Origin of the sequence: Paenibacillus sp. FSL H7-0350 (genome assembly GCF_038593195.1) — a bacterium.
GTDB lineage: Bacteria > Bacillota > Bacilli > Paenibacillales > Paenibacillaceae > Paenibacillus_AQ.
In genome coordinates this window covers 3,826,023-3,848,637 of the sequence record NZ_CP151972.1, presented here as the reverse complement: position 1 = coordinate 3,848,637, position 22,615 = coordinate 3,826,023, and the positions used below count along the sequence as shown (strand labels likewise).

Genomic DNA, 22,615 nt, shown 5'->3' with positions numbered 1-22,615 from the left:
CTGCTGCGGCGCGATTGAGCCATCCTCCGGCAGCAGTTGGATAATGAGCACTTAATTAATCAATATTCAGCAAAAGTAGTCAAACGCCACCAATTAGATGCTGTTTTTCCACTTGCTTGCGGTCGATCGCCTGAAACCGAGGAAATAAGATACGTTTATCCACTTGCTTGCTTATGAGGCGGGGAGCGGCTCGTTCAGCAGCATGGTTCACCCCCGGGAACGCTGGTTAAGTAGTGGGAAACCGCACACTATGAAATGGGAGGCGTTCTGGATGTCTGAACATAATCATGTGGTGAGTAAGGACGGCAGTGTGACCATGAACCGGGTAACGGAGGCGCTGGACCGGATCGATCCGGCACAGAAGGAGATGATTCTGGACAACTTCGGGCACTTCAAGGCTTATTTAGGAAAGCGCATTCAACTAGCGCAAAAAATCGGTCTCAGCGACGAACAGCTGGCACTGGCCGCCGAGAAAATCGCCGGTTACCTGGCAGCGTATGAGGAGCCCCGCAATAGTGAAGAGAAGCTGCTGCTGGAATTGTGGAAGGCCGGCAACAAGGAGGAGCGCCACCGGCTGGCGCATATGCTGGTGAAGATGGTGCAACAGTAGCAGATGCAGCGCCGGTAAGCAACAGGAGCACTACCAGTATCACCATCAGCATCGAGCAACATGGCTCCCTGAAAAAGTAACATGAATGCGTTGTTACATTCATTCCAAATTAAAATTAAATCAGGCGGTTCCGCGATCCATGTGGAGCCGCCTGGTTACTGTGCCAGTAACCTTTGACACCTCTGTCTCTGGCTGAACCGTTGTGCGTAGGTTTGGGCGGCTTTACAATCTTCCGGTTGTGAATTACATTGGTGCGGGTATATTTAGTATAGGATGTACGGTACTCTGAAGCCTCGAAAATCCAACCCATTGGAGCTGCTCTCACATGAAATTAAGCATTCTCGATCAATCCCCGGTGCCGGAGGGAAGCACTCCGTCCGAGGCGCTCCGGCAGACGGCGCTGCTGGCCCGCGAAGCGGAACGGCTTGGTTATCACCGCTTCTGGGTCGCGGAGCATCATGCTGCGCCGGGCCTCGCCAGCTCCAGCCCGGAAGTGCTGATGGCGCATCTCGCTGCGGTGACCTCAGCGATCCGCATCGGCGCGGGAGCGGTGCTGCTCCCGCATTACAGTGCGTTCAAGGTCGCTGAGAATTTCCGTGTCCTGGAGGCGCTCTATCCCGGGCGGATCGACCTCGGGATAGGGAGGGCGGCAGGCGGCGGTGCTCTGGCCGCCAATGCCCTTCAGGATACCCGTGTCACTATTGACGACGTTGACCGGTACGAGCAGCAGATTCAGGAGCTGATGGCCTATCTCTATGAATCTGAGGGCGGAGCATCCCCGCAGCGTTATGCCGGATTACGGGCAACGCCTGCGGTGGACTCAGCGCCGGAGGTCTGGTTGCTGGGCTCAAGCGGAGAGAGTGCGGCGCTCTCAGCCCGGCTGGGAACCGGATATGCCTTCGCCCGGTTCATTGCCCGGAATGGAGGAGCAGGCGCGGTGCATGCGTACCAGGACAGCTTCGCGCCGTCCGTGGCTGCTGCATCGCCGAAGTCGCTGCTTGCTGTGTTCGTAGTCTGTGCGGAGACATCGGCCGGGGCAGACCGGCTGGCTGCCAGTATGGATCTCTCACTGGTCAGCCTGGAGAGGGAACACCTCTCTGCCCCAACCCCGTCCGTAGAGACTGCGCTGAACTATACATATACCCCGTACGACCGCTTCACCATTACAGATAACCGGAAGCGGATGGTCATAGGCTCGCCTGCTGAAGTCAGGGAGCAGCTTCAGCTGCTGGCAGAAGAATACCGCTGCGGGGAGCTGATGATTTCTTCGCATATCCATGACTTCGGGGACAAGCTGCAATCCATCCGGCTCATCGCCGAAGCCTGCGGGCTGGAGCGCAGGGCGTAGCCATCTCCGCCGGAATTTGGTTTTGGCTGCGAATAGGGTAGAATGAAGAGGTTACTTATTGAAGCTTAAAGCGCACTTCAGAACTGGGCCATACAGCCGAAAGGAAGCGAAGCAGAGATGTCGATTTATAGTTTTGCCGGAGTGAAGCCTTCGGGTACAGAAGTGCCGTTTAAGGACTATGAGGGCAAGGTGCTGCTGATCGCCAATACGGCCAGCAAGTGCGGACTGACCCCGCAGTACGGAGATTTGCAGAAGCTGCACGAGCAGTACGGGGACCAGGGGCTGGTGGTGCTGGGCTTTCCGTGCAACCAGTTCGGGGGCCAGGAGCCGGGCACAAGCGAGGAAGCGGAGTCCTTTTGCCAGATTAACTATGGAGTCACGTTCCCGGTGTTCGCCAAGGTCGATGTGAATGGTCCGGAGGCGAGCCTGCTGTTTCAATATTTGAAGGGCCAGCAGCCGGGTGACGGCGAGAGCAGTGATATCCAGTGGAACTTCACGAAGTTCCTGGTAGACCGCAGCGGCAATGTAACGGCCCGTATCGAGCCGAAGGAATCACCGGAGAGCATGAAGGGGCTTATCGAATCCCTGCTGTAATGAGTCTGAAATTATCCGCTCTGAAGGCCGGAGCAAGGCTATACCTGTTCTCCCGGATAGTGGTGCAGATGCGCCCGGTCCGGGAGTTTTCTATAATATAAGTTTCACTCTTTATGAAAATTATCCTTGAATCTTTTCAGAGACCCTGTATCCTTTGAAGAGACATGTTTCGCGTGACACCATGAATGGCATACAGGAAGCAAGGATGCAGGATAATAACGGCAGGAGGGTTACATACAGGCATGAGGTTAATTACAGAGGTAGCATCGTCAGCGGGGATCAAGGAAGAGCATCTGGAACTGTACGGCAAATATAAAAGCAAGCTGGCGCCCTCGCTCTGGGCAGAGCTGGAGAACAAACCGGACGGCAAACTGGTTCTGGTTACCGCAATGAATCCTACACCGGCAGGTGAAGGCAAGACGTTGACGACGATCGGGCTTGCCCAGGCGATGAATGCAGCGGGTGTACGCACGGTAGCAGCGCTGCGTGAACCCTCACTTGGTCCCTGCCTGGGGATGAAGGGCGGAGCGACCGGGGGCGGCAAAGCGCAGATCGTTCCGGCAGATGAGATTAACCTGCATTTCACAGGGGATATCCATGCGGTGACGTCAGCGCATAACCTGCTCTCGGCGATGATCGACAATCATATGTTCCAGGGCAACAGCCTGGGGCTTGATCCGCAGCGTATCGTCTGGAAAAGAGTTATGGATATGAATGACCGCAGCCTGCGGAATATCGTGACCGGCATTGGCGACGGCAACGGAACTGTGCGGGAGAGCGGTTTTCAGATTACAACAGCCTCCGAGATTATGGCCGTGCTGTGCCTGTGCAGCGACCTTGCGGATCTGAAGCAGCGGCTCAGCCGTATTCTGGTCGGGTATGACCATGCGGGTCAGCCGGTAACGGCACAGGCGATTGGAGCCGTGGAGGCGATGACTGCGCTGTTGAAGGAGGCGGTGAAGCCGAATCTGGTGCAGACGCTGGAGGGAACCCCGGTTATTGTGCATGGCGGCCCGTTCGCCAATATTGCCCACGGCTGCAGCAGTGTGATCGGAACCCGCTACGCGCTGAAGCTGGGTGATGTGGTGGTGACCGAGGCTGGCTTCGGCGCGGACTTGGGCGCGGAGAAATTCATGGACATCAAATGCCGCCAGGCCGGGCTTGCTCCTGCGGCTGCTGTCCTGGTGGTTACGGTGAAGTCGCTGAAATACAACGGCGGTGTCCGCAAGGAAGAACTGTATGAGGGCAATCTGCCGGCACTGCTCTCCGGATTGTCCAATATGGAGCGTCATATTGAGAATCTGCGCAAGTTCGGCGTACCTGTGCTGGTGGCGCTGAATCATTTTGAAGGGGATGCCCCTGCTGAAGTGAATGAGGTGCTGGAGGCCTGCGGGCGGCTGGGTGCACCTGCTGCGGTATCCAAGGTATGGGCGGAGGGAAGCGCAGGCGGACAGGAGCTGGCGAAGGAGCTGATGAAGCTGCTGGACCGGGAGGAGCCTGTGCAGTACGCACCGCTGTATGAAGACCATCTGGATATTCCGTCCAAAATCAACCGCATTGTCACGGAGATCTACCGTGGAGCGGGAGTAGCCTTTTCTCCAGCTGCCAAGCGCAGTCTGGCGGTTATTGACCGGCTGGGCCTGCACCATCTTCAGGTCTGCATGGCCAAAACCCCGTATTCCTTCTCGGATCAGCCCCGCCTGCTCGGAGCCCCGGAAGGCTTCACCATGGGCATCCGGGACATCACCCTGTCCCTCGGGGCGGGATTCGCTGTTGTGATCACCGGCAACATGGTCACGATGCCGGGCCTCCCCGCCAAGCCGGCGGCAGAAAGCATACTGGTCGATGAGGATGGCGTAATTTCGGGTCTGGAATAAGACACTTCCGATCGTGACTACCAGCAGCATAAGACCATAGGGCTGTATAGCGAGTAGCGATTAGCAAATAACAATGAGTATAGCTTGGCCTTACTTTATCGCAGGTATGCTGCGGGAGTGAGGCTTTTTTGTATGCGAAAAAGCGAATACATTTTGCAGCCGCGAGGGTAAGTGACCGCAATGTAATCGAAAAACCGATTACAATGGGCTGGCGCGAGGTGCTCAAGCTCGATGGAAGTGATTTAGTCCGATTACAGGGCTGCGGTTCTGCCTAACTCTTTATCCTCCTGCTGTTTCCTGCTCCTGGCAGACATAATGCCCCTCCTCCGGGGGAAACTAAACCAAGGTTGAAGAGCGCATCGGCGGCACTAGTGGAGTGGATGATGCGGTGAAACTCCAAAGTTATTAAAATTTGAAATTGTGAACATTGTGAGAAAAATCACAAAACTACTTGCAATGTGATAAATATCACAATATAATCAGTGTATAAAGTGAAAACAATCACAAACGTAAACACAAGCCCTACTAAATAAGCTTTTCAACTTGGAGGAGGAAGAAATCATGAAAGTAGCAGTCATTGGATGTACCCACGCCGGAACGGCCGCCATTGTAAATACCGCACAGTTATACCCGGATGCACAGATCACGGTGTACGAGCGCAACGATAATATCTCATTCCTGTCTTGCGGCATTGCCTTATACGTTGGCGGTGTGGTCAAGGACCCGCAGGGACTATTCTATTCCTCCCCGGAACAGCTGGCTGCGCTGGGTGTGCAGACGAAGATGCGCCATGAGGTGATTAACGTGGATACCGCCCGCAAAACCCTGAAAGCCCGCAACCTTGTGACCGGCGAGGAAATGGAAGATACTTATGACAAATTAATTATGACAACCGGCTCATGGCCAATTGTGCCTAAGCTCGAAGGAATAGAGATGGAGGGTATCCTGCTCTCGAAGAACTACAATCATTCCAACACCATTATCGAAGAAGCGCAGAAGGTGAACAGAATTACTGTGGTCGGTGCCGGATATATCGGGGTCGAGCTGGTGGAGGCTTTTCAGATGAACGGCAAGGAAGTTACGCTGATTGACGGGGAAGACCGCATCCTGAGCAAATATCTCGATAAAGAGTTCACCGCACCGATCCAGCAGTCGCTTGAGGATCACGGCATTAAGTTGGCGCTGGGCGAGAAGGTCGCCTCCTTCGCAGGGGAGAACGGCAGAGTGACCAAGGTGATTACGAGCAAGGGTGAACATGAGACGGATCTGGTGATTCTCTGTATCGGCTTCCGTCCGAATACCGAGCTGCTGAAGGGTCAAGTGGATATGCTGCCGAACGGCGCGATTATGGTTAACGATTATATGCAGACCAGCCTGCCGGATGTCTATGCTGCCGGTGACAGCTGCGCGATTCATTACAATCCGACCGGGAAGCACGCGTACATTCCGCTGGCCACCAATGCAGTGCGTATGGGAACGCTGGTCGCCCGCAATCTGGTCTCGAACACGATCCCCTACATGGGTACGCAAGGAACATCGGGCATCAAGATCTATGAGGACAATATTGCCGGAACCGGACTAACGGAAGAGGCTGCCGCAGCCGAGGGAATGGATACGGAGAGTGTAATGCTGATCGACAACTACCGTCCGGAGTTCATGCCGACCTTCGAGCAGGTTCAGGTAAAAGTGGTCTTTGACCGTGCCACCCGCCGCATTCTGGGCGCGCAGATTATGTCCAAGATGGATCTGACGCAGTCGATCAATACCGTATCGGTCTGCATCCAGAACAAGATGACCGTTGACCAGCTGGCCTTCATCGACTTCTTCTTCCAGCCGCATTACAACAAACCTTGGAACTTCCTGAACACTGCAGGCCTTCAGGCTCTGCCTAAGCCTGCTCCCGTCAAGGAGCCTGTCCACGCTTAATTTATTGATACCTTTGTATTAGAGCCCATTCCGGGCTCTTTTTTTTGAAAAGGGAATTATGATTTTCTTCCGATGTGGATAAGTGGTGCATAAAGCCGGGGATACGCGAGTGGTCATCCGGGCTGAATGTGGTCGAAAAACCGACTACATCTTATCCGTCTATTTCTCGCCGAAACGGTACCGTCCTTGTAAAGGACGGCAAAGCCGTTTCCACTTGTGTTTCTTAAATGTTATGTGCTCAGCTGCGGTCCTCAATCAACACAATTTCTCCATCCTTAATGCCGAATATAGACGTTCCCTTTAGCCGCAGCATATCACCGGCCGATAATCCGCCAGGCATATCCACGGCAAGGATGCCTTCATAATCAATGGCCACCTCAACATTATTGTCAGGTCCTGCGCTGTACCCGGTAATGATCTGGCGGCGGCTGGAGAACATCGTTGATGATTGCTCAGCCAATGCCCGGAATGCCGGGATGCCGCTGGTTTCCGTGGTGGTTACCCCATTTGAAATATTCCGGAAGATGATATCCTGGTGCATCAGGTCAACCATGCCTTGAATGTCAAAAGAATTATATGCCCTGATATACGTTTCAATGATGTCCTGTACTTCTTGGCTAACCATACAAAGACTCCTCTCTCCGGCCTGTTTAACAAGCAGCCGGTATAACTTTTATCTTTTTTATTCGCTGCTGGATGCTCCGGTTCCTTCCGGTGAGATTAATCTGTGAATTCCTTGAGCTGTATTAAATCAGTGCATGAATCCAGCTTTTATGGTAAATTTGACATGTCAGTGAAAACTTTCACTTGGTTTTTCGGATAGTGACTTTTATCACGTAAATGTGATTAGGATCACGTTACAATGGCATAAAGGAACAAATTTTAAGTAATTAGAAGGGGATAGGAATCATGGCTTATAACAAACCGCAGGGAATCGCTGAAGTTACGGTAGAGAACGGAGTCAAGAAGGCACATAATCCGCTTAGCACTGTACTCATTCTCGGTTTTCTGGGAGGGGCGTTTATCGCGCTCGGATTTTTGCTGGATATTCGTGTCATTGCCGGTGCGCCTGCCGAGTGGGGGTCCATTGCTAACTTCATCGGGGCTGCGGTGTTCCCGGTTGGACTCATTCTGGTGCTGCTTGCCGGAGGGGAACTGCTGACGGGAAATATGATGGCGGTGCCGCTGGCGTTCATTGCGAAGAAGATCTCGTTCTGGGAAGTGATGAAGAACCTCGTGCTGATCACGCTCAGCAACCTGGCAGGCGCCTTGTTCGTTGCTTATTTCTTCGGTCACATCGTTGGCCTTACATCAGATGGTGTGTATCTGGAGAAGCTGGTAAGTATGGCGGAGCATAAGATCGATGCTACGTTCCTGCAGGCTTTTATCTCCGGGATCGGCTGTAACTGGCTCGTAGCGCTGGCGGTATGGCTGTCGTACGGGGCAGACAATTTCAGCGGCAAAATCCTCGGTATCTGGTTCCCGACCATGGCGTTTGTGGCCATCGGCTTCCAGCACGTTGTAGCTAACATGTTCCTTATCCCTGCTGCGATCTTCGAAGGACATTTCACCTGGGGCCAGTATGTGGCCAACTTCGTTCCGGTCTGGCTGGGCAATCTGACGGGCGGCGCGATCTTCGTGGCTGCTGCGTACTGGATGGCCTATCTGCGCAAGGAGCCGGGAGCAGTGAACTCGGCTGCAGGCGTCCCTGCTGCGGGTTTGAAGAAACACGCTTAATCAATATCGGACCTGACCCGGTGAATCGCCTGACTGTACCATAGCTTGGCCTAAGCACTTCCTGCTTCTCGGCATCCTGCTTCAAGGGATTCGTAGAGACAGGGAGTGTTTTTATGTCGGGTACAGCAGGATCTTTCTCCGGACACAAGTGGAAACGGCTTTGCCGTCCTTTATAAGGACGGTAACGTTTCAGCGAGAAATAGAAGGATAATTTATAGAGTAAAACTTATAAATACTTATATTTAAACAAAATTCACCGTGCAATCCGATTCGGGGGAACGAAATCGGATCTCACGGTGAATAAAATAGGGAGTGTTTCATATGGATCATTACCCCGGGTTCCGGGGAACGAATCAGTGCCGGCAAGGTATTTTTGTTTACGTGTGAAAGAGCGGGTTATAGAATATTAATATCGCTGGCGGCGGTGAAGAAGGGATTGATTTTCAATAGGATAATTCTCTGGTTTCCCGCGATACAGCATTAACGCGCATGCTTGCCCTGCCCCCTGTGTTGGGATGATACTGGATGGATTAATGACAGCTATGTTACAGGGGATGACAGACAAGATATGAGATTCATGCAGGCCTATCCGAAGGAAATAAAAGTATTCTTGATTGCCAGTCTTATTAATGCTACCGGCAGTGCGCTGATGTGGCCGCTGGTTACCATGTATGTATTCGATGAACTGGGACGTAGTATGAAGGACGCGGGAATTGTTCTGCTGGTGCAGTCCCTTGGGGGGATTGCCGGTCAGCTGCTGGGCGGCTCGTTGTACCATAAGGTAGGGGTCAACCGCCTGATTGTCGGCGCTCTGGCCATGAATGCCCTGACGCTGTTTGCCCTCCCGTGGGCGAGCGGAAGCTGGAGCGTATTCATTATCGTGATGGGGCTGATGGGATTGTTCAACTCCCTCTCCCTCCCGGCGATTCAGGCGTTTATCGGCTTCCGGTTCGCGGAGCAGCGCGCCGAGCTGTTCAATATCATCTATGTTGCTAATAATATAGGGGTAGCTCTGGGAACCGCGCTGAGTGGCTTCCTGGGCAATTATATGCTGAGCTTTGTGCTCAACGGAGTCACCTCGGCTGTATTTGCCGGATTCTTCTTCATCTATCTGCGCAGGGTAGGGGCGGCACCGGCTCAGGGCCAAGCCGCTAAGAAGCATCCGCAGAATGAAGTATCGGGCTGGAGACTTCTCGGCCATATACGGATCTATCTGTTCATGGCGCTGGGTTCGATGTTCCTGCTGATCGGCAATTCGATCTGGAACAGCGGAGTCTCGCCGTTCATTATCTCGGAGGGCTGGTCGAAGCAGCTATACGGCTTCCTCTGGACGCTGAACGGTGTGCTGATCTTCGCGGCGCAGCCGCTGGTCAGCCTGATCAAGCGCGGATTCGCGCAGACGTCAACCGCGCAGATGACGGCAAGCGCCGTCTTTTACCTGGCCGGGTATGCTGTAATTCTGATGGTGCCAAGCTATCCGGGGATGCTGCTGGGCATGGTGCTGGCTACCCTTGGGGAGATGCTGATCTCTCCGGCGATGCCTTCCTTCATCTCGGAGCATGCCCAGCGCAGCGCGCCGTTCTATCTCGGGCTCAGCGGCGGGATCGGCGCAATCGGACGTGTCATCGGGCCATATCTGATGGGCGTTCAGTTCGACAGGGGCGGTCTTGCGCCTACCGGCTGGCTCGCTTGCGGCATGGCTGTGCTGTCTGTAGGATTCTTCGCGGTCCACGCCTACGTGAATCGTTCGGCCGTACAGCCTGAGCGCAGGACAGCATAATCGTTCAGGCTGTAACTAAACCTTTTACGATCTGCTTAGTAATTAGTAAGGCAAGGGGTGTATAATGATGCAACCAATCAACAGAGATGCTGCGCTGCTTATCCGGCCCTCCGAAATCAGGGATGCCCGTGAGCTGATCGTGCTGGATAATATGATCTGGACGGAGAATACAACCCCGGGTCCGCTGATGTGGCGCTCGCGGGAGGACTATTTGCTGCATGCGCCGCCCGGCTCCCAGCTCGTGGCCTTGCAGGAAGGGGAGTTATGCGGTTATGTCGGCTTCGGCTGTCCCAGCGGGATGGAGAGCAACCGCCATGTATGCGAGGTGAATATCGCTGTGCATCCGCGCTTTCAGCGGCTGGGTGTAGGCAGCCGGTTGATCGCGGAGATCAAGCGCCATGCCGTGAGGCATGGCATCCGCAAGCTGCGGCTGCGCGTGCTCTCCTGCAATACACCGGCGCTTCAGTTCTACCGCAAATGCGGGTTCGAGGAAGAGGGACGCCTGCGGGAGGAGTTCTACTTAAGCGGACGTTATGTGGATGAAGTATTCATGAGCTGCTGGCTGACGGGAGGAGAAGGGGATGGAGACTGAAGTGAAGATGCAAGTCGTCTCGCTGAATGTAGGCAAGCCGAAGACGGTGGAATACCGCGGCAAGCCGCTGGACACCGGAATTTACAAGCTGCCGGTTGCCGGTTCGCTTGCACTTCGAGCCGGAGGGTTCACCGGGGACGGACAAGCGGATCTGGTCAACCACGGAGGCCCTGACAAGGCAGTCTGCGTCTATCCGGTGGAGCATTATGCCTATTGGGAGGAGCGGCTTGGCCGGAAGCTGGAGTCTTCCGCCTTTGGGGAGAATATTACGGCGTGCGGATTGCTGGAGACCGAGGTGTGTATCGGGGATATCTTCGAGATCGGTACAGCACTACTGGAGGTGAGCCAGCCGCGCTTCCCGTGCTTCAAGCTTACGCAAAAGCATGGACCGGCAGATATGCCGGCCCAGGTGTTGTCCACCGGCTACAGCGGCTTCTACCTCCGCGTGCTGCGTGAAGGCCGCCTTGCAGCCGGTGACCGGATCGTGAAGCTTGCGAGCGGAGCAGGCAATATCCCGGTGAGACAGGTCCTGTACTCGATGGAGCACGGGCGCAAGGATCACACCGGACTCGCCGAGCTGGCCGGACTGGAGAGCCTTGCGGCTGGCCTCCGGGAGCGGTTCCGGGGCTGGCTGGATGCGGCGGAGAGTTAAGATACTCGTCTCTCTCCACACCTGCACATGCCACTCTGTCGCTCGGCCACTTTCAACCCGCCCTTCAAGTAAACATGTGGAAAAACGTATCTTATCTCGCCTACATCTGGAAAATAACCGAAAACAAGTGGAAAAAGAGCAATTGAAATAGTTAGTTTCAGCCCAGTAGCTTCCATTCGCTGCGCAGCAGGCCGTACACTGCGTGGTTCACATAACCGGCAGGCAGCTTCTCGGCCTGGCGGATGACCCCTTCGAAGATGAATCCCAGCCGTTCGGGGATCGCTCTGCTGGCCAGGTTGCCTGTAGCGCAGCGGATCTCGATGCGGTTCAGGTCCAGCTCCAGCAGGGCGTAATCGACAAAGACCCGGCAGGCACTGGTCATATAGCCTTGTCCCTCATAACCCTCGCCCAGCCAGTAGCCGATGCCGACTGAGCGGTTATGCCAGTCAATCTCGTGATAGCCGATAATTCCGGCCAATTCCTCCCGGACCCACAGTCCGGCAGTGAAGCCCCCGTTATCAATGCCTTGCTTCACGGAGTTCTTGATGAACGTGGTAAGATGAGCCTGCTCGGTTACGCCATCCACCCAAGGCAGCCATTGCCTGAGCCGGTGGCGGGAGCGTTCCACCAGAGCGAACATCTGACGGGCATGCTCCGGCATGAGCAGCTTCAGCTTCAGCTCTTCATCTATGACATAATTAAACATGCGGCTGCCCCCTATGCGTTGTGAGATATAAGCCTCGCTGAACTAACGCTTCTGCCACTCCAAGGCGTAGATGTCTTCCTCCAGGGCCTGCATGCGCTGGAGGGCAAGCGTGCGGCAGTCGCTGAGCGCTCCGTTATAGATTGCCGGTCCCAGCTCCTTCAGGAAGAACTCCAACAGATTGTCTGCGGCCAGGTGGCCTATCGTTTCCCCGCGCTCAGCTTCGAAGTAGGCACGGATATTCTCCGTAATCATCTCCCGCTGCTCTTTAGGCAGTTTTACCGGTTGCATAAGCATCCCCCTTTAGCGTAATATTCCTATATTTATCATGCTACTCCATCGCCGGGAGAGAAGTCAAAGGATGCGGGCGCTGCTTAACTTTTATTGAACATTCCCTGCTTAACGGGTATATTAGTAGGAAACATGTTCATACAAGGAAGTAGTTATATTACAGAATGAAAGGTTGATCAATGTGGAGAACCAGGGTACACCCTCCAATTTCATTAAGAACGTCATTACCGAAGATCTCCGCTCGGGTAAGGTTAAGGAAGTCGTCACCCGCTTTCCGCCGGAGCCGAACGGTTATTTACATATCGGACATGCCAAGGCGATCTGGATTAACTTCACGCTGGCGGATGAGTTCGGCGGCAAGACCCATCTGAGATTCGATGACACGAATCCGCTCAAGGAAGATACCGAATATGTCAACTCCATCCAGGAGGATGTGAAATGGCTCGGGTATGGATGGGAGGAGCTGCGGTTCGCCTCCGATTATTTCGGGGAGATGTATGCGCGTGCCGAGCTGCTGATCAAGAAGGGCAAGGCCTATGTTGATGATCTCAGCGCCGAGCAGATCCGTGAATTCCGGGGAACCCTAACGGAGCCGGGGAAGAACAGCCCTTACCGCGAACGCGGAGCAGAAGAGAACCTTGATCTGTTCCACCGCATGAAGGCGGGAGAATTCAAGGACGGCGAGAAGGTACTGCGCGCCAAAATTGATATGTCCTCTCCTAACATCAATCTGCGTGACCCGGTCATCTACCGGATCTCCCACTCCCATCACCACAATACGGGCGACGCATGGTGCATTTATCCGATGTATACCTTCGCACATCCGCTGGAGGATGCCATTGAGCATGTCACCCATTCTCTCTGCTCCCTGGAGTTTGAGGATCAGCGCCCGTTCTATGACTGGGTTGTAGCGGAATGTGAGATGGAGGCTGCGCCACATCAGTATGAGTTCGGACGCCTTAATCTGGCCCAGACGGTTACGAGCAAGCGCAAGCTGAAGCTGCTGGTGGATGAAGGCCATGTGGACGGCTGGGATGATCCCCGCATGCCTACGATCTCCGGGCTGCGCCGCCGCGGCTATACGCCGGAGGCCATCCGCAGCTTCGTGCATGAGACCGGTATCTCGAAGAGCCAGGGACTGGTGGACCTGCAGATGCTAGAGCACTTCATCCGTGAAGATCTCAAGCTGACGGTTCCCCGGACGATGTCTGTGCTGCGGCCGCTGAAGGTGGTTATTACGAATTACCCCGAAGGCGAGACCGAATACTTCGAAATTGAGAACAATGTGGAGAACCCGGAGATGGGCAACCGTCAGATTCCATTCTCCCGTGAGATCTATATTGAACGCGATGACTTCATGGAGATTCCGCCGAATAAGTATTTCCGCTTGTTCCCCGGCAATGAAGTGCGCCTTAAGAATGCTTATTTCATCAAGTGCAACGACTTCATCAAGGATGAGAACGGCGAAGTGGTGGAGCTGCATTGTACCTATGATCCTGAGACGAAGAGCGGCAGCGGGTTCACCGGCCGCAAGGTTAAGGGAACGCTGCACTGGGTAGATGCCGGACAGGCTGTACCGGCGGAATTCCGCCTCTATGAGCCGCTGATCTCTGCTGAAGAGGCAGAGACGGATGCCGAAGTAGAAGGTCTGGAAGCTTCCGCTGATAAGCCGGAGCCAACCTTCCTGGATCAGCTGAATCCGAAGTCCATCGAGATCCTGCAGGGCTTCGTGGAGCCAGGGCTGAAGGACAGCGTGGCACAGGACAAGTTCCAGTTCTTCCGTCACGGGTACTTCAACGTAGACAGCAAGTATTCGTCGCCGGAGCATCTGGTGTTCAATCTGATTGTATCCCTCAAAAGCTCCTTCCAGCCCAAAAAAGGCTAGATGAGCTGCATATAAGCAAACAGGCTTGGTCTCCCGCCGGGAGGCCAAGCCTGTTTGCTATATCCTGCGCACTGCTAGTCCTCCGCCAGCTCATCCTCGGGATCAGCGGGAGGGCGGTAGCTGCCGCGAATGACAGTGAGCCACATCATTCCGAAGCCGATTGCCCCGAACAGGGCAAGAAGCGCACCGGATTGATACATCGTCTGCGCGCCAAGGGTCTGATACATCCAGCCGCCGAGGACGCCGCCGAGAATACCGGACATTCCGCTCCAGGTGAGCGTGTAGAGCGCTTGTCCCGAGGAACGGTAAGGCCTCGGCACCAGCAGCATGGTCAACTGGGTTCCGACATAGAAGAACCCGCCGAAGGTAATGGAGTGCAGCACCTGAATCAGCGCGACCTGCAGCGGTGTCGTTGCATCGGCCATCAGCCACCAGCGGAGGAAGAACAGCGCACTGACCAGAGTGAGCGAGGCCAGCAGGACCGGGATTCTGCGCCGGAGAAAGTAATTGCAGAGGAGCAGCACGCCCATCTCCAGGATGGAGGACAGGAACACAGCGAGACCGATCATCGTCTTGCTTCCGCCCAGCTCCGTGATGTACAGTGACACAAAGGTGTTATTCATCGTATTCGGAATCGAGACCAGGATGCCGAAGAGGATGAAGCACAGGAAGAACGGGTTATGGAAGATCTGGCTCATGCCTTTGAAGGGCAAGGGGGCGATTCCGATCGAATGGTCCAGCTTCGGCAGCGTGATCAGTGCAATCATCGCTGCACAGAGCAGTGACGCAAACAGATAGGACAGCACAGAGATGCCGGCCCATTCAATCACGGGACCGGCAAGGATGGCGGTGAAAGCCCAGCCTAGCGATCCCCATAACCGGAATGAGCCAAAGCTGCGGCTGGTTCCGTCAATATAGCTGAGAATCATCGTGTTGCTCTGGGCGAACAGCGGCCCCTGGAAGAAATAGAAGAACAGAATGGATATGTAGATCATTTCATATGTATTGGCCTGAAAGACAAGTTGGGTCAAGACCAGCGTTCCCGTCAGCATGACGAGGACAATCCGCCGGATATTCTGATACCGGTCACTCCAGATGCCCCAGAAGGGGTTGGCAATAATGGAGACCAGTGCGCCTACAGACATTAGGCTCCCAATCTCCAGCTTATTCATCCCTACATCCTGTAGATATAAGGGAAAGAAGCTGGTGAAGAGGACAACCGTTCCATACACGAAGAAGTTGAACCATTTCAGAGAGGTGAAAGACAGCTGCTTATCGAGATGATCCCGCAAACTTTGCACTCCTTTCCCGCTAGGATGCCTGCATTCTTACTGTGGCCGTCTTATGATGCCGCTGATATCACTGTAACATTTGTTGAAAAGGGATACAAACCAACTTTTATGGGGAATTACAAATCAATGGCAAAATATCTGTTTAACTTCAGTTTACATCGGCCAGTTATTCTGGGTTATATGGCGGAAGCGGGGCCCCACTGCTCCATACATCTATCTGCCGGAAAAGGGGAGTTCTTATGAAAAACAAGCAAGCACCGCAGAAGCAGGGCGCGGCCATGAAGCCCTTCCTGAAGCTGCTGCACGAAACCAAGCCATCTTATCTGCTGCTGGCGCTGGCCCTTGGCCTCAGTATCATTTCGACCCTTGTCGGTCTGGTGATTCCCATGTTCACGAAGAATCTGGTGGACGGCTTCTCGCTGGCTTCGGTCAGCAAGCTGCAGATTGCAGCCATCGCCGGAGCGTTCATTGCGCAGACCGTGGCCGGCGGAGTCTCGATTTACCTCTTGAATGCCGTCGGGCAAAAAGTCGTGGCCGGGCTGCGTGACAGGCTGTGGCGCAAATTTCTGGTGCTGCCCGTATCCTACTATAATGAGAACCGGACAGGCGAGAGCGTCAGCCGGATGACTAATGATACAGGAATTCTCAAGACACTGATCTCGGAGCATCTGGCCAGTCTGTTCACCGGCCTCATCTCTATTGTCGGCTCTGTCCTGGTGCTGTTCTATCTGAACTGGAAAATGACGCTGGTGCTGTTCACGGTGCTTCCGCTGTCGGCGCTGATTCTGGTGCCTCTGGGACGGCAGATGTACAAGATCTCCAAGGGAACGCAGGACGAGACGGCCTCCTTCACCGCTGTGCTCAGCGGCGTATTGTCCGAGATCCGGCTGGTGAAATCCTCGGGAGCGGAGCAGAAGGAGTATGAAGCCGGACGGCAAGGGATTATGAACCTGCTGGGCTTCGGGATTCGTGAAGGCAAGATCAGCGCCCTGATCAGCCCGCTCATCTCTTTCGTTTTCATGATGCTGCTGGTGGTTATTATCGGCTATGGCGGGATGCTGGTATCCTCAGGGGCGCTCACGGCCGGTGAATTGGTCGCCTTTATTCTGTATCTGATTCAGATTATTATGCCACTGACGCAGTTGACGCAATTCTTCACCCAGCTCCAGAAGGCCAAAGGGGCCTCCGAGCGGATCATTGAGACCCTTGAAGCAGAGGAAGAGGTGTATGAAGGCGAGGAAGAGGCTGAGGGCACAGAGGGGCCAATTGCTGTGGAAGACCTCAGCTTCGGATACAAGGCGGGAGAGAAGGTACTGAACAAGGTAAGCTTCACTATGCTGCCAGGGCAGGTGACCGCCATTGTCGGCCCAAGCGGCGGCGGTAAAACAACCCTGTTCTCGCTGCTGGAACGCTTCTATGAACCGCAGAGCGGAGTTATCCGGCTGGACGGCAAGCCGGTATCGATGTTCTCCCTGAAATCCTGGCGGAAGCGAATCGGTTATGTCTCACAGGAAAGTCCGCTGCTGGCCGGTACCATTGCCGAGAATCTCGGATACGGGCTGGACCGCGAGATCAGCAAGGAGGAGCTGAAGCGGGCTGCGGCCATGGCCTACGCTGACGGCTTCATTGAAGAGCTGCCGGACGGGTACAACACGGATGTCGGTGAGCGTGGGGTGAAGCTGTCCGGCGGACAGCGGCAGCGGATTGCCATCGCCAGAGCGCTGCTGCGCGATCCGAAGATACTCATGCTGGATGAGGCAACCTCAAGCCTCGACAGTCAGTCGGAGGCCGTAGTGCAGAAGGCGCTGGGCAATCTGATGCAGGGCCGGACCACGATTGTAATCGCCCACAGATTAGCTACGGTGGTGAACGCGGATCAGATTATTTTCATGGAAAAGGGCCGGATTACCGGCAAAGGTACGCATGAGGAGCTGCTGAGGGACCATGAGCTGTACCGTGAATTCGCCGAGCAGCAGCTACAGCTGAACACACCCGAGCTTCTGAGCCAAGAGATAGAGGAGGGTTCTACAGACTATGGTCAAAATACTGGTAGTGGACGACGATCCGCATATCCGCGAATTGGTGGGAGTGTTCCTGAGAGCTGAAGGGATGGCCGAGGTGCTGAGCGCTTCTGACGGACTGGAGGCGCTGCGGCTGCTCGAAGAGAGCACGGCGGATATGGCCATCATTGATATCATGATGCCGAATATGGACGGCTGGGAGCTGTGCCGGGAGCTGCGTAAGCAGTATGATTTTCCGATACTAATGCTGACGGCCAAAGGGGAGACCTCGCAGATTGTCAAAGGCTTCGAGCTGGGCACAGACGACTATCTGGTCAAGCCGTTCGAGCCGCCGGTGCTGATCGCCAGGGTCAAGGCACTGCTGAAGCGTTACCAGATTTCCGCCGCCCAGAGTGTTACCGTAGGCAGTCTGCGGATGAACCGCACAACCTACGAAGTGCTGTCCGAGCATGGCGAGTTCACGCTGCCGCTGAAGGAATTCGAGCTGCTCTTCAAGCTGGCCAGTTACCGGGGGCAGACGCTGACCCGCGACCGGCTCATTGAAGAGATTTGGGGCTATGATTATGAAGGCAATGAGCGGACGCTGGATGTACATGTGGGCCGTCTGCGCGAGCGGTTCCCGCAGGAGCGATTCGGATTCTCCATTCGTACGATCCGGGGGCTTGGCTACCGGCTGGAGGGATAGGCATGAAGCGTAGAATCATGAAGATATGGGAGAAAATCGGTATAGTTGGACCTATAGCCGGAATGTTGATTATGCTCTATATCTCCTGGAACGGGAGCTATTTCGGATCAAGACTGCTGGTCCGTCATTTCGGCTGGTCCTTCTCTGAATACGGGTATCACCTGTTTGTTATGGCTATGCAGATTATCATCTTTTTCGTCAGCGGGGCGATTATTGCCTTCGCTACACGCGGCAAGGATCAGAATTTCTATAGGCCGATCCTTACGGCCATGCGGCAGATCTCGCAGGGCGATTTCAAGATTGAACTGGAGAACAGCGGCCAGTACCGGCAGTTCGGAGGGATTGTGGAAGGAATTAATGAAATGGCGAGCGAGCTGAGCCGGATGGAGCTGATGCGGCAGGACTTCATCGCAAGCGTCTCCCATGAGATCCAGTCGCCACTGACCTCGATCCGCGGGTTCGCTGCCGCGCTGCAAGAGGAGAACCTCAGTCCGGACATCCGCAAGCATTACCTGGATATTATTGAAGCGGAGAGCCGCCGTCTGTCCGGCCTGAGCGACAATCTGCTGAAGCTGTCCGTGCTGGAGGCGGAGAGCTTCCCGTTCGAGCGCAAGCCTTATAGGCTGGATAAGCAAGTGCAGGCGATGATCCTGGCCGCAGAGCCGCAGTGGCTGGGCAAGGAGATTGAAGTGGAGGCCGAGCTTCAGGAGACCACCGTGAGCGCGGTACAGGATCTGCTGAGCCAGGTATGGACCAACCTGCTGCATAACAGTATCAAGTTCACTCCGCAGGGCGGACGCATCACCGTCATCGTGCGCAGCATGGGGGAGTGGGTGGAGGTGGAGGTTAGGGACAGCGGGATCGGTATGACCGAAGAGGAGGTGGAGCGGATCTTCGAACGCTTCTATAAGGCGGATAAGTCCAGAAGCGTCAGCAGCGGAAGCGGAAGCGGGCTGGGCCTCCCGCTCGTGAAGAAGATCGTAGAGCTCCACGAAGGCAGCGTACACGTAACGAGCCGTCCCGGAGAGGGGACGGCCTTCATCGTGCGTCTGCCGCAGCAGAGCAGATGAACCTGCCGTTGATGCGGAGGGTCCGCCCCGGCAACCCAGTTCGGGCTTTCAACGGCTAGGAGTACAAACAGTGTAGCCCCTAACCATGACACACAAATGATGTTGTCAGGGTTAGGGGCTATTTGCGCACCGTATCGTTAGAATCCGTGTGTGTGCTGTCTGCAATCAAAGTCCCTGCCGGATTAACTCAGCCAGCAGGGGGATGCCCTGCTCTAGTTCAGCCGCCGAGGCATAAGCATAGGACAGTCTGAGATGCCGGACGTCGCTGCGGTCATACAGATCGCCTGTATTCAGCAGCAGTCCGGCGCGCAGCGCTGCGGTGAACAGCTTGCGCGGAGGGACCGCCTGGTGGAGAGACAGCCAGATATAGAAGCCTCCTGACGGAACATTCCAGGTTGCCAGTCCGGTGCAATGGAGCTGCAGCAGCTCAAGCATATGGCTGCGGCGCGCGCGGAGTCTGCTGCGCAGTACCTGCAGGTGCTCTTCATGATAGCCGCCCGTAAGCCAGCTTGCGGCCGCCAGCTGAGACAGGGAGCTTGCGCCGTAATCGCTCTGCATCTTGATGTCGGCCAGCCGCCGGACGACCGGCTCCGGTCCGGCAATCCAGCCAATGCGCAGCCCGGGGCTGACAGCCTTGGACAGGGTGCCCAGATGCAGGACCCGCCCCTCATAATCCAGTGCCTTCAGCGGCGGCGGAGGGGGGACGTCCAGCCATAATTCCTGGTAGGCCCCATCCTCCAGGATGGGCAGCCCGAGTCTGCCTGTGACCTCCATCAGCTCCCGGCGGCGTCCGGCATCCATCAGGATTCCGGTTGGATTGTGAAAAGAAGGGATACTGTAGAGCATCGCGGCCTTACTGCGGACCGCCTCGGCTGCAAGCTGGTCCGGGATCAGACCACGCTCATCCATAGGCAGGCCGCTGAATTTCACACCCGCAGACTGAAAGGCATGAATCGAATACAGATAAGACGGCTTCTCCAGCAGAATAGACGTACCGCGCGGCAGCAGCCCCAGGGCAATGAGCTGAAGCCCCTGGAGTGCGCCGGAGGTAATCAGAATGGAGTCCGGTCCAGCGGTAATGCCGCTCCGGGCCAGTAACCGGCTGACCGCTGTCCGCAGCGCCGGATTACCGAGCGGCTCTTCATAGGAGAGCGGAGGAAGAATCCGCTGCGCCAGTCCGGCCAGCACCTCATTCATCGCTGCTCCAGGCAGCAGCTCGGGCGCTGGCTCACCCGTGCCAAGGCGGATCAGGCCCGGCTTATATTCGAGCCGGTTAATGTCCTGAATGGTGGGCAGGTTGGGGTAATGAATTCCCTCCTCCACATAATCGTTCCAGTTGCCTGAGCGTTGCCGCTCAGAGGGCTCCGCTTCCCCGGCTTCTCCGGACTGTCCGGCGGAACCGCCGGAAGCCGTGAGCGTTGAACGCACGCCTGTAACTATCGTTCCGCCGCCACGCCTGCCTTCGATCAGGCCCAGCGCGGTCAGCTGGCCCAGTGCGGTGATCACCGTACTGCGGTTCACTCCGAGCTGGCGGCTGAGCTCCCGCTGCGGGGCCAGACGCATCCCGGGAGGCCAGGCCCCGGTGCTAATCTTGGCCAGGAAGTGAGCTGAGATCTGGCCGTGAAGCGGCAGCGGAGAAGCCGGGTCCGGCTTCCAGGTGTCCGGCAGGCCGGAGCGGGCACCAGCTTGCTGTGATCCAGTAGCTGCGGGCCGAGAATCCTCCGTATGTACGGATGGGCCGGGCGTGCTTATGTCTATCGTTGTATGGTTGGGCCTTTGTGCATGTGTCAAGAGCAGGCTCCTTCCGGACGAATTATTGTGCAAAAGGGAAAAACCGAACATACTGCTCTCTGCGCAAGTAATCGGTTCTAATGTATGCGAAAAACAGGCATGACAAGACAGAGGCCTTGTCACCCCCAGGAATGAAAATAAGCGGGTGGCATCCGTCGCATCCATTCTAAATGAGGCTGTAGTCGTCAACACTACATATACAAATCAAAGGGCGGAAACGGTTACTGGGATACACCCCGTGCGAAAAACCGTTCTATTGCGCTTTTCGAGCATCGCCTATTGTAGCCCCAAAAGTACGTGTATTAAATTACACTCACTCGAGCGCATGATTTGTAAACTGACGATGGAGGATGGTTGGAATGGATGCTGTACGTATGTGTTGCGCCGGTCTGGACGTGCACCAGGAAACCGTTGTGGCCTGCGTGTTGAAAGGACCGATCGAACAGAAACCACAATGTCACCTGAAAACCTTTGGGACGACAACCAAAGAATTGCTAGGCCTGCAAGATTGGCTGAGTGAACACGGCTGCCGGGAGGTGGTGATGGAGAGCACGGGCGTGTTATGGAAACCGGTATGGAACATCTTAGAGGGCAGTTGTGATCTGGTCTTGGCCAACGCCCAGCGGGTAAAGAATACGCCGGGTCGAAAAAGTGACATGCAAGATGCGCGCTGGTTAGCGCAATTGCACCGTTGCGGGCTCATTGAAGGCAGTATGGTGCCCGAACAGGACATCCGGGATTTGCGAGACTTGACCCGTTACCGGAGTAAGATGGTGCAGGCGGTGACGGCGGAGAAAAACCGCATCCACAAAATCCTGCAGGATGCTAACATCAAGCTAACCACCTTTATGTCCGATTTATATGGGGTTTCGGGACGGGGCCTGCTCCAGAAGATCATGGACGGCGAGGTCATCGACGAAATGACAGTTAAAAGCCTGGTCAAAACCCGTTTAAAAAAGAAAGTCCCGCAGTTGCTAGACGCGCTTAATGGCAAGTTGCGCCGTCATCACCGCGAGATGATTCGAGACCACTGGGACCACTTGGTCTATTTGGAGAAAAGGATCACGGAACTGGAAGCTCGAATCGAGGCGAAGGCAGAACCGTACCTGGAGAAGATTGAACAAATTGACTCCATTCCAGGAATTGAGCGGACGTCTGCCGTGACCATCTTTGCCGAAGTGGGGCCGCATGTCGCGGAAATGTTCCCGAGTGATGCGCAGTTTGCTTCATGGGCGGGGGTGTGTCCAGGGAACAACGAAAGCGCTGGAAAGCGAAGAAAGTCAAAAACGATGCAAGGGAACAAGCATCTGAAAGGGGCCTTGTGTCAGGCGGCTTGGGCAAACTCTCGCTCCTCGAACCGGATCGGACAATTCTTTCGACGAATTCGAAAGAGACGAGGCGATAAAAAAGCAAACGTCGCCACCGCGCATTTGCTGATTCGAATCCTCCATGCCCTGATGCGGGAGAAGAGGTCATACCAAGAAATAGACGTCTCACTAGGCGATGAGACGTCCAAGAAAAACACGTTAGATAGGTACGTGAAATATATCCAGCAGTTAGGATATAGTGTTCAATTGAATCCTATCCCATAGTCTTCCCTTTTTCAAAAAAACGAAACGTTTTTTGGGGCGGTGGGTCTTTTTTTGTCAAAAACCCAGTCTGCGGCGCATTTTCCGATATTTTTATTTTCGTATTAAACCGAACACATTATCCACTGCGAGGGCAGGCTACCGAACGGTTGTCCCCCCTCACAGCCGCTAC

The 22,615-nt window shown here is 55.1% G+C and carries 19 protein-coding genes; 14 read left to right on the top strand and 5 right to left on the bottom strand.

The features are described 5' to 3' along the window. The first annotated feature begins 271 nt into the window (after positions 1–271). From NYE24_RS17570 to NYE24_RS17550, 5 genes are all read left to right on the top strand, one after another. Positions 272–610 carry a DUF3243 domain-containing protein gene (locus NYE24_RS17570; protein ID WP_036690410.1) on the top strand — a complete coding sequence of 113 codons (339 nt, stop codon included), beginning with the start codon at positions 272–274 and terminating at the stop codon, positions 608–610. A gap of 325 nt (positions 611–935) precedes the next feature. After that, positions 936–1,958 carry an LLM class flavin-dependent oxidoreductase gene (locus tag NYE24_RS17565; RefSeq protein ID WP_342476295.1) on the top strand — a complete coding sequence of 341 codons (1,023 nt, stop codon included), beginning with the start codon at positions 936–938 and terminating at the stop codon, positions 1,956–1,958. A 117-nt stretch (positions 1,959–2,075) separates the two neighbouring features. Further along, on the top strand, positions 2,076–2,552 hold the full coding sequence (locus NYE24_RS17560; protein ID WP_076159224.1) for a glutathione peroxidase: 477 nt from the start codon (positions 2,076–2,078) through the stop codon (positions 2,550–2,552). Between the two features lie 242 nt (positions 2,553–2,794). After that, on the top strand, positions 2,795–4,429 hold the full coding sequence (locus NYE24_RS17555; RefSeq protein WP_076159221.1) for a formate--tetrahydrofolate ligase: 1,635 nt from the start codon (positions 2,795–2,797) through the stop codon (positions 4,427–4,429). Between the two features lie 561 nt (positions 4,430–4,990). Then, positions 4,991–6,355, top strand: a complete 1,365-nt coding sequence (locus NYE24_RS17550) for an FAD-dependent oxidoreductase (RefSeq protein WP_036690404.1) — start codon at positions 4,991–4,993, stop codon at positions 6,353–6,355. Between the two features lie 238 nt (positions 6,356–6,593). Here the strand turns inward: NYE24_RS17550 and NYE24_RS17545 are convergent, their stop codons facing one another. Further along, complete coding sequence (locus NYE24_RS17545; protein ID WP_036690402.1) at positions 6,594–6,980, bottom strand: nuclear transport factor 2 family protein; 387 nt, start codon at positions 6,978–6,980, stop codon at positions 6,594–6,596. Positions 6,981–7,264: 284 nt separating this feature from the next. Between NYE24_RS17545 and NYE24_RS17540 the strand changes: the two genes are divergently transcribed. The 4 genes from NYE24_RS17540 (at position 7,265) to NYE24_RS17525 (ending at position 11,116) form a co-directional block, all read left to right on the top strand. Further along, positions 7,265–8,092 (top strand): formate/nitrite transporter family protein, encoded by an 828-nt coding sequence (locus NYE24_RS17540; RefSeq protein ID WP_036690401.1) that lies wholly within the window; start codon positions 7,265–7,267, stop codon positions 8,090–8,092. 568 nt (positions 8,093–8,660) lie between these two features. Then, positions 8,661–9,872, top strand: coding sequence for an MFS transporter (locus NYE24_RS17535; RefSeq protein ID WP_036690399.1), 1,212 nt, complete (start codon positions 8,661–8,663; stop codon positions 9,870–9,872). 67 nt (positions 9,873–9,939) lie between these two features. Further along, positions 9,940–10,464 (top strand): GNAT family N-acetyltransferase, encoded by a 525-nt coding sequence (locus NYE24_RS17530; RefSeq protein WP_076159378.1) that lies wholly within the window; start codon positions 9,940–9,942, stop codon positions 10,462–10,464. Continuing rightward, positions 10,454–11,116, top strand: a complete 663-nt coding sequence (locus NYE24_RS17525) for an MOSC domain-containing protein (protein WP_235218326.1) — start codon at positions 10,454–10,456, stop codon at positions 11,114–11,116. Before NYE24_RS17530 ends, NYE24_RS17525 begins: the two co-directional genes overlap by 11 nt. A gap of 157 nt (positions 11,117–11,273) precedes the next feature. Here NYE24_RS17525 and NYE24_RS17520 read toward each other — a convergent pair whose 3' ends face one another. Together NYE24_RS17520 and NYE24_RS17515 are read right to left on the bottom strand one after the other, a co-directional pair. After that, positions 11,274–11,822: a GNAT family protein gene (locus NYE24_RS17520; RefSeq protein ID WP_342476294.1), complete on the bottom strand. Its 549-nt coding sequence runs from the start codon at positions 11,820–11,822 to the stop codon at positions 11,274–11,276. A gap of 42 nt (positions 11,823–11,864) precedes the next feature. After that, positions 11,865–12,110, bottom strand: a complete 246-nt coding sequence (locus NYE24_RS17515; RefSeq protein WP_036690395.1) for a DUF2164 domain-containing protein — start codon at positions 12,108–12,110, stop codon at positions 11,865–11,867. A 181-nt stretch (positions 12,111–12,291) separates the two neighbouring features. Between NYE24_RS17515 and NYE24_RS17510 the strand changes: the two genes are divergently transcribed. Then, positions 12,292–13,995, top strand: a complete 1,704-nt coding sequence (locus NYE24_RS17510; RefSeq protein WP_342479253.1) for a glutamine--tRNA ligase/YqeY domain fusion protein — start codon at positions 12,292–12,294, stop codon at positions 13,993–13,995. A 74-nt stretch (positions 13,996–14,069) separates the two neighbouring features. On the opposite strand, the gene NYE24_RS17505 is transcribed toward NYE24_RS17510, so the two are convergent. Next, positions 14,070–15,287, bottom strand: coding sequence for an MFS transporter (locus NYE24_RS17505; protein WP_051493123.1), 1,218 nt, complete (start codon positions 15,285–15,287; stop codon positions 14,070–14,072). Between the two features lie 239 nt (positions 15,288–15,526). Here NYE24_RS17505 and NYE24_RS17500 point away from each other — a divergent pair, with 239 nt between their 5' ends. From NYE24_RS17500 to NYE24_RS17490, 3 genes are read left to right on the top strand one after another with little or no spacing between them, the layout of a single operon-like run. Beyond that, complete coding sequence (locus NYE24_RS17500) at positions 15,527–17,392, top strand: ABC transporter ATP-binding protein (RefSeq protein WP_342476293.1); 1,866 nt, start codon at positions 15,527–15,529, stop codon at positions 17,390–17,392. Then, positions 17,322–17,993, top strand: a complete 672-nt coding sequence (locus NYE24_RS17495) for a response regulator transcription factor (RefSeq protein WP_036690391.1) — start codon at positions 17,322–17,324, stop codon at positions 17,991–17,993. The genes NYE24_RS17500 and NYE24_RS17495 overlap by 71 nt, the downstream gene beginning before the upstream one ends. 2 nt (positions 17,994–17,995) lie before the next feature. Beyond that, entirely contained in the window at positions 17,996–19,063 is a 1,068-nt protein-coding gene (locus NYE24_RS17490) for a HAMP domain-containing sensor histidine kinase (RefSeq protein WP_076159211.1), read from the top strand. 165 nt (positions 19,064–19,228) lie between these two features. Here NYE24_RS17490 and NYE24_RS17485 read toward each other — a convergent pair whose 3' ends face one another. Further along, positions 19,229–20,854, bottom strand: coding sequence for a PLP-dependent aminotransferase family protein (locus tag NYE24_RS17485; RefSeq protein ID WP_342476292.1), 1,626 nt, complete (start codon positions 20,852–20,854; stop codon positions 19,229–19,231). A gap of 359 nt (positions 20,855–21,213) precedes the next feature. Here NYE24_RS17485 and NYE24_RS17480 point away from each other — a divergent pair, with 359 nt between their 5' ends. Next, positions 21,214–22,446, top strand: a complete 1,233-nt coding sequence (locus NYE24_RS17480) for an IS110 family transposase (RefSeq protein ID WP_339807631.1) — start codon at positions 21,214–21,216, stop codon at positions 22,444–22,446. The last annotated feature ends 169 nt before the right edge of the window (positions 22,447–22,615 follow it).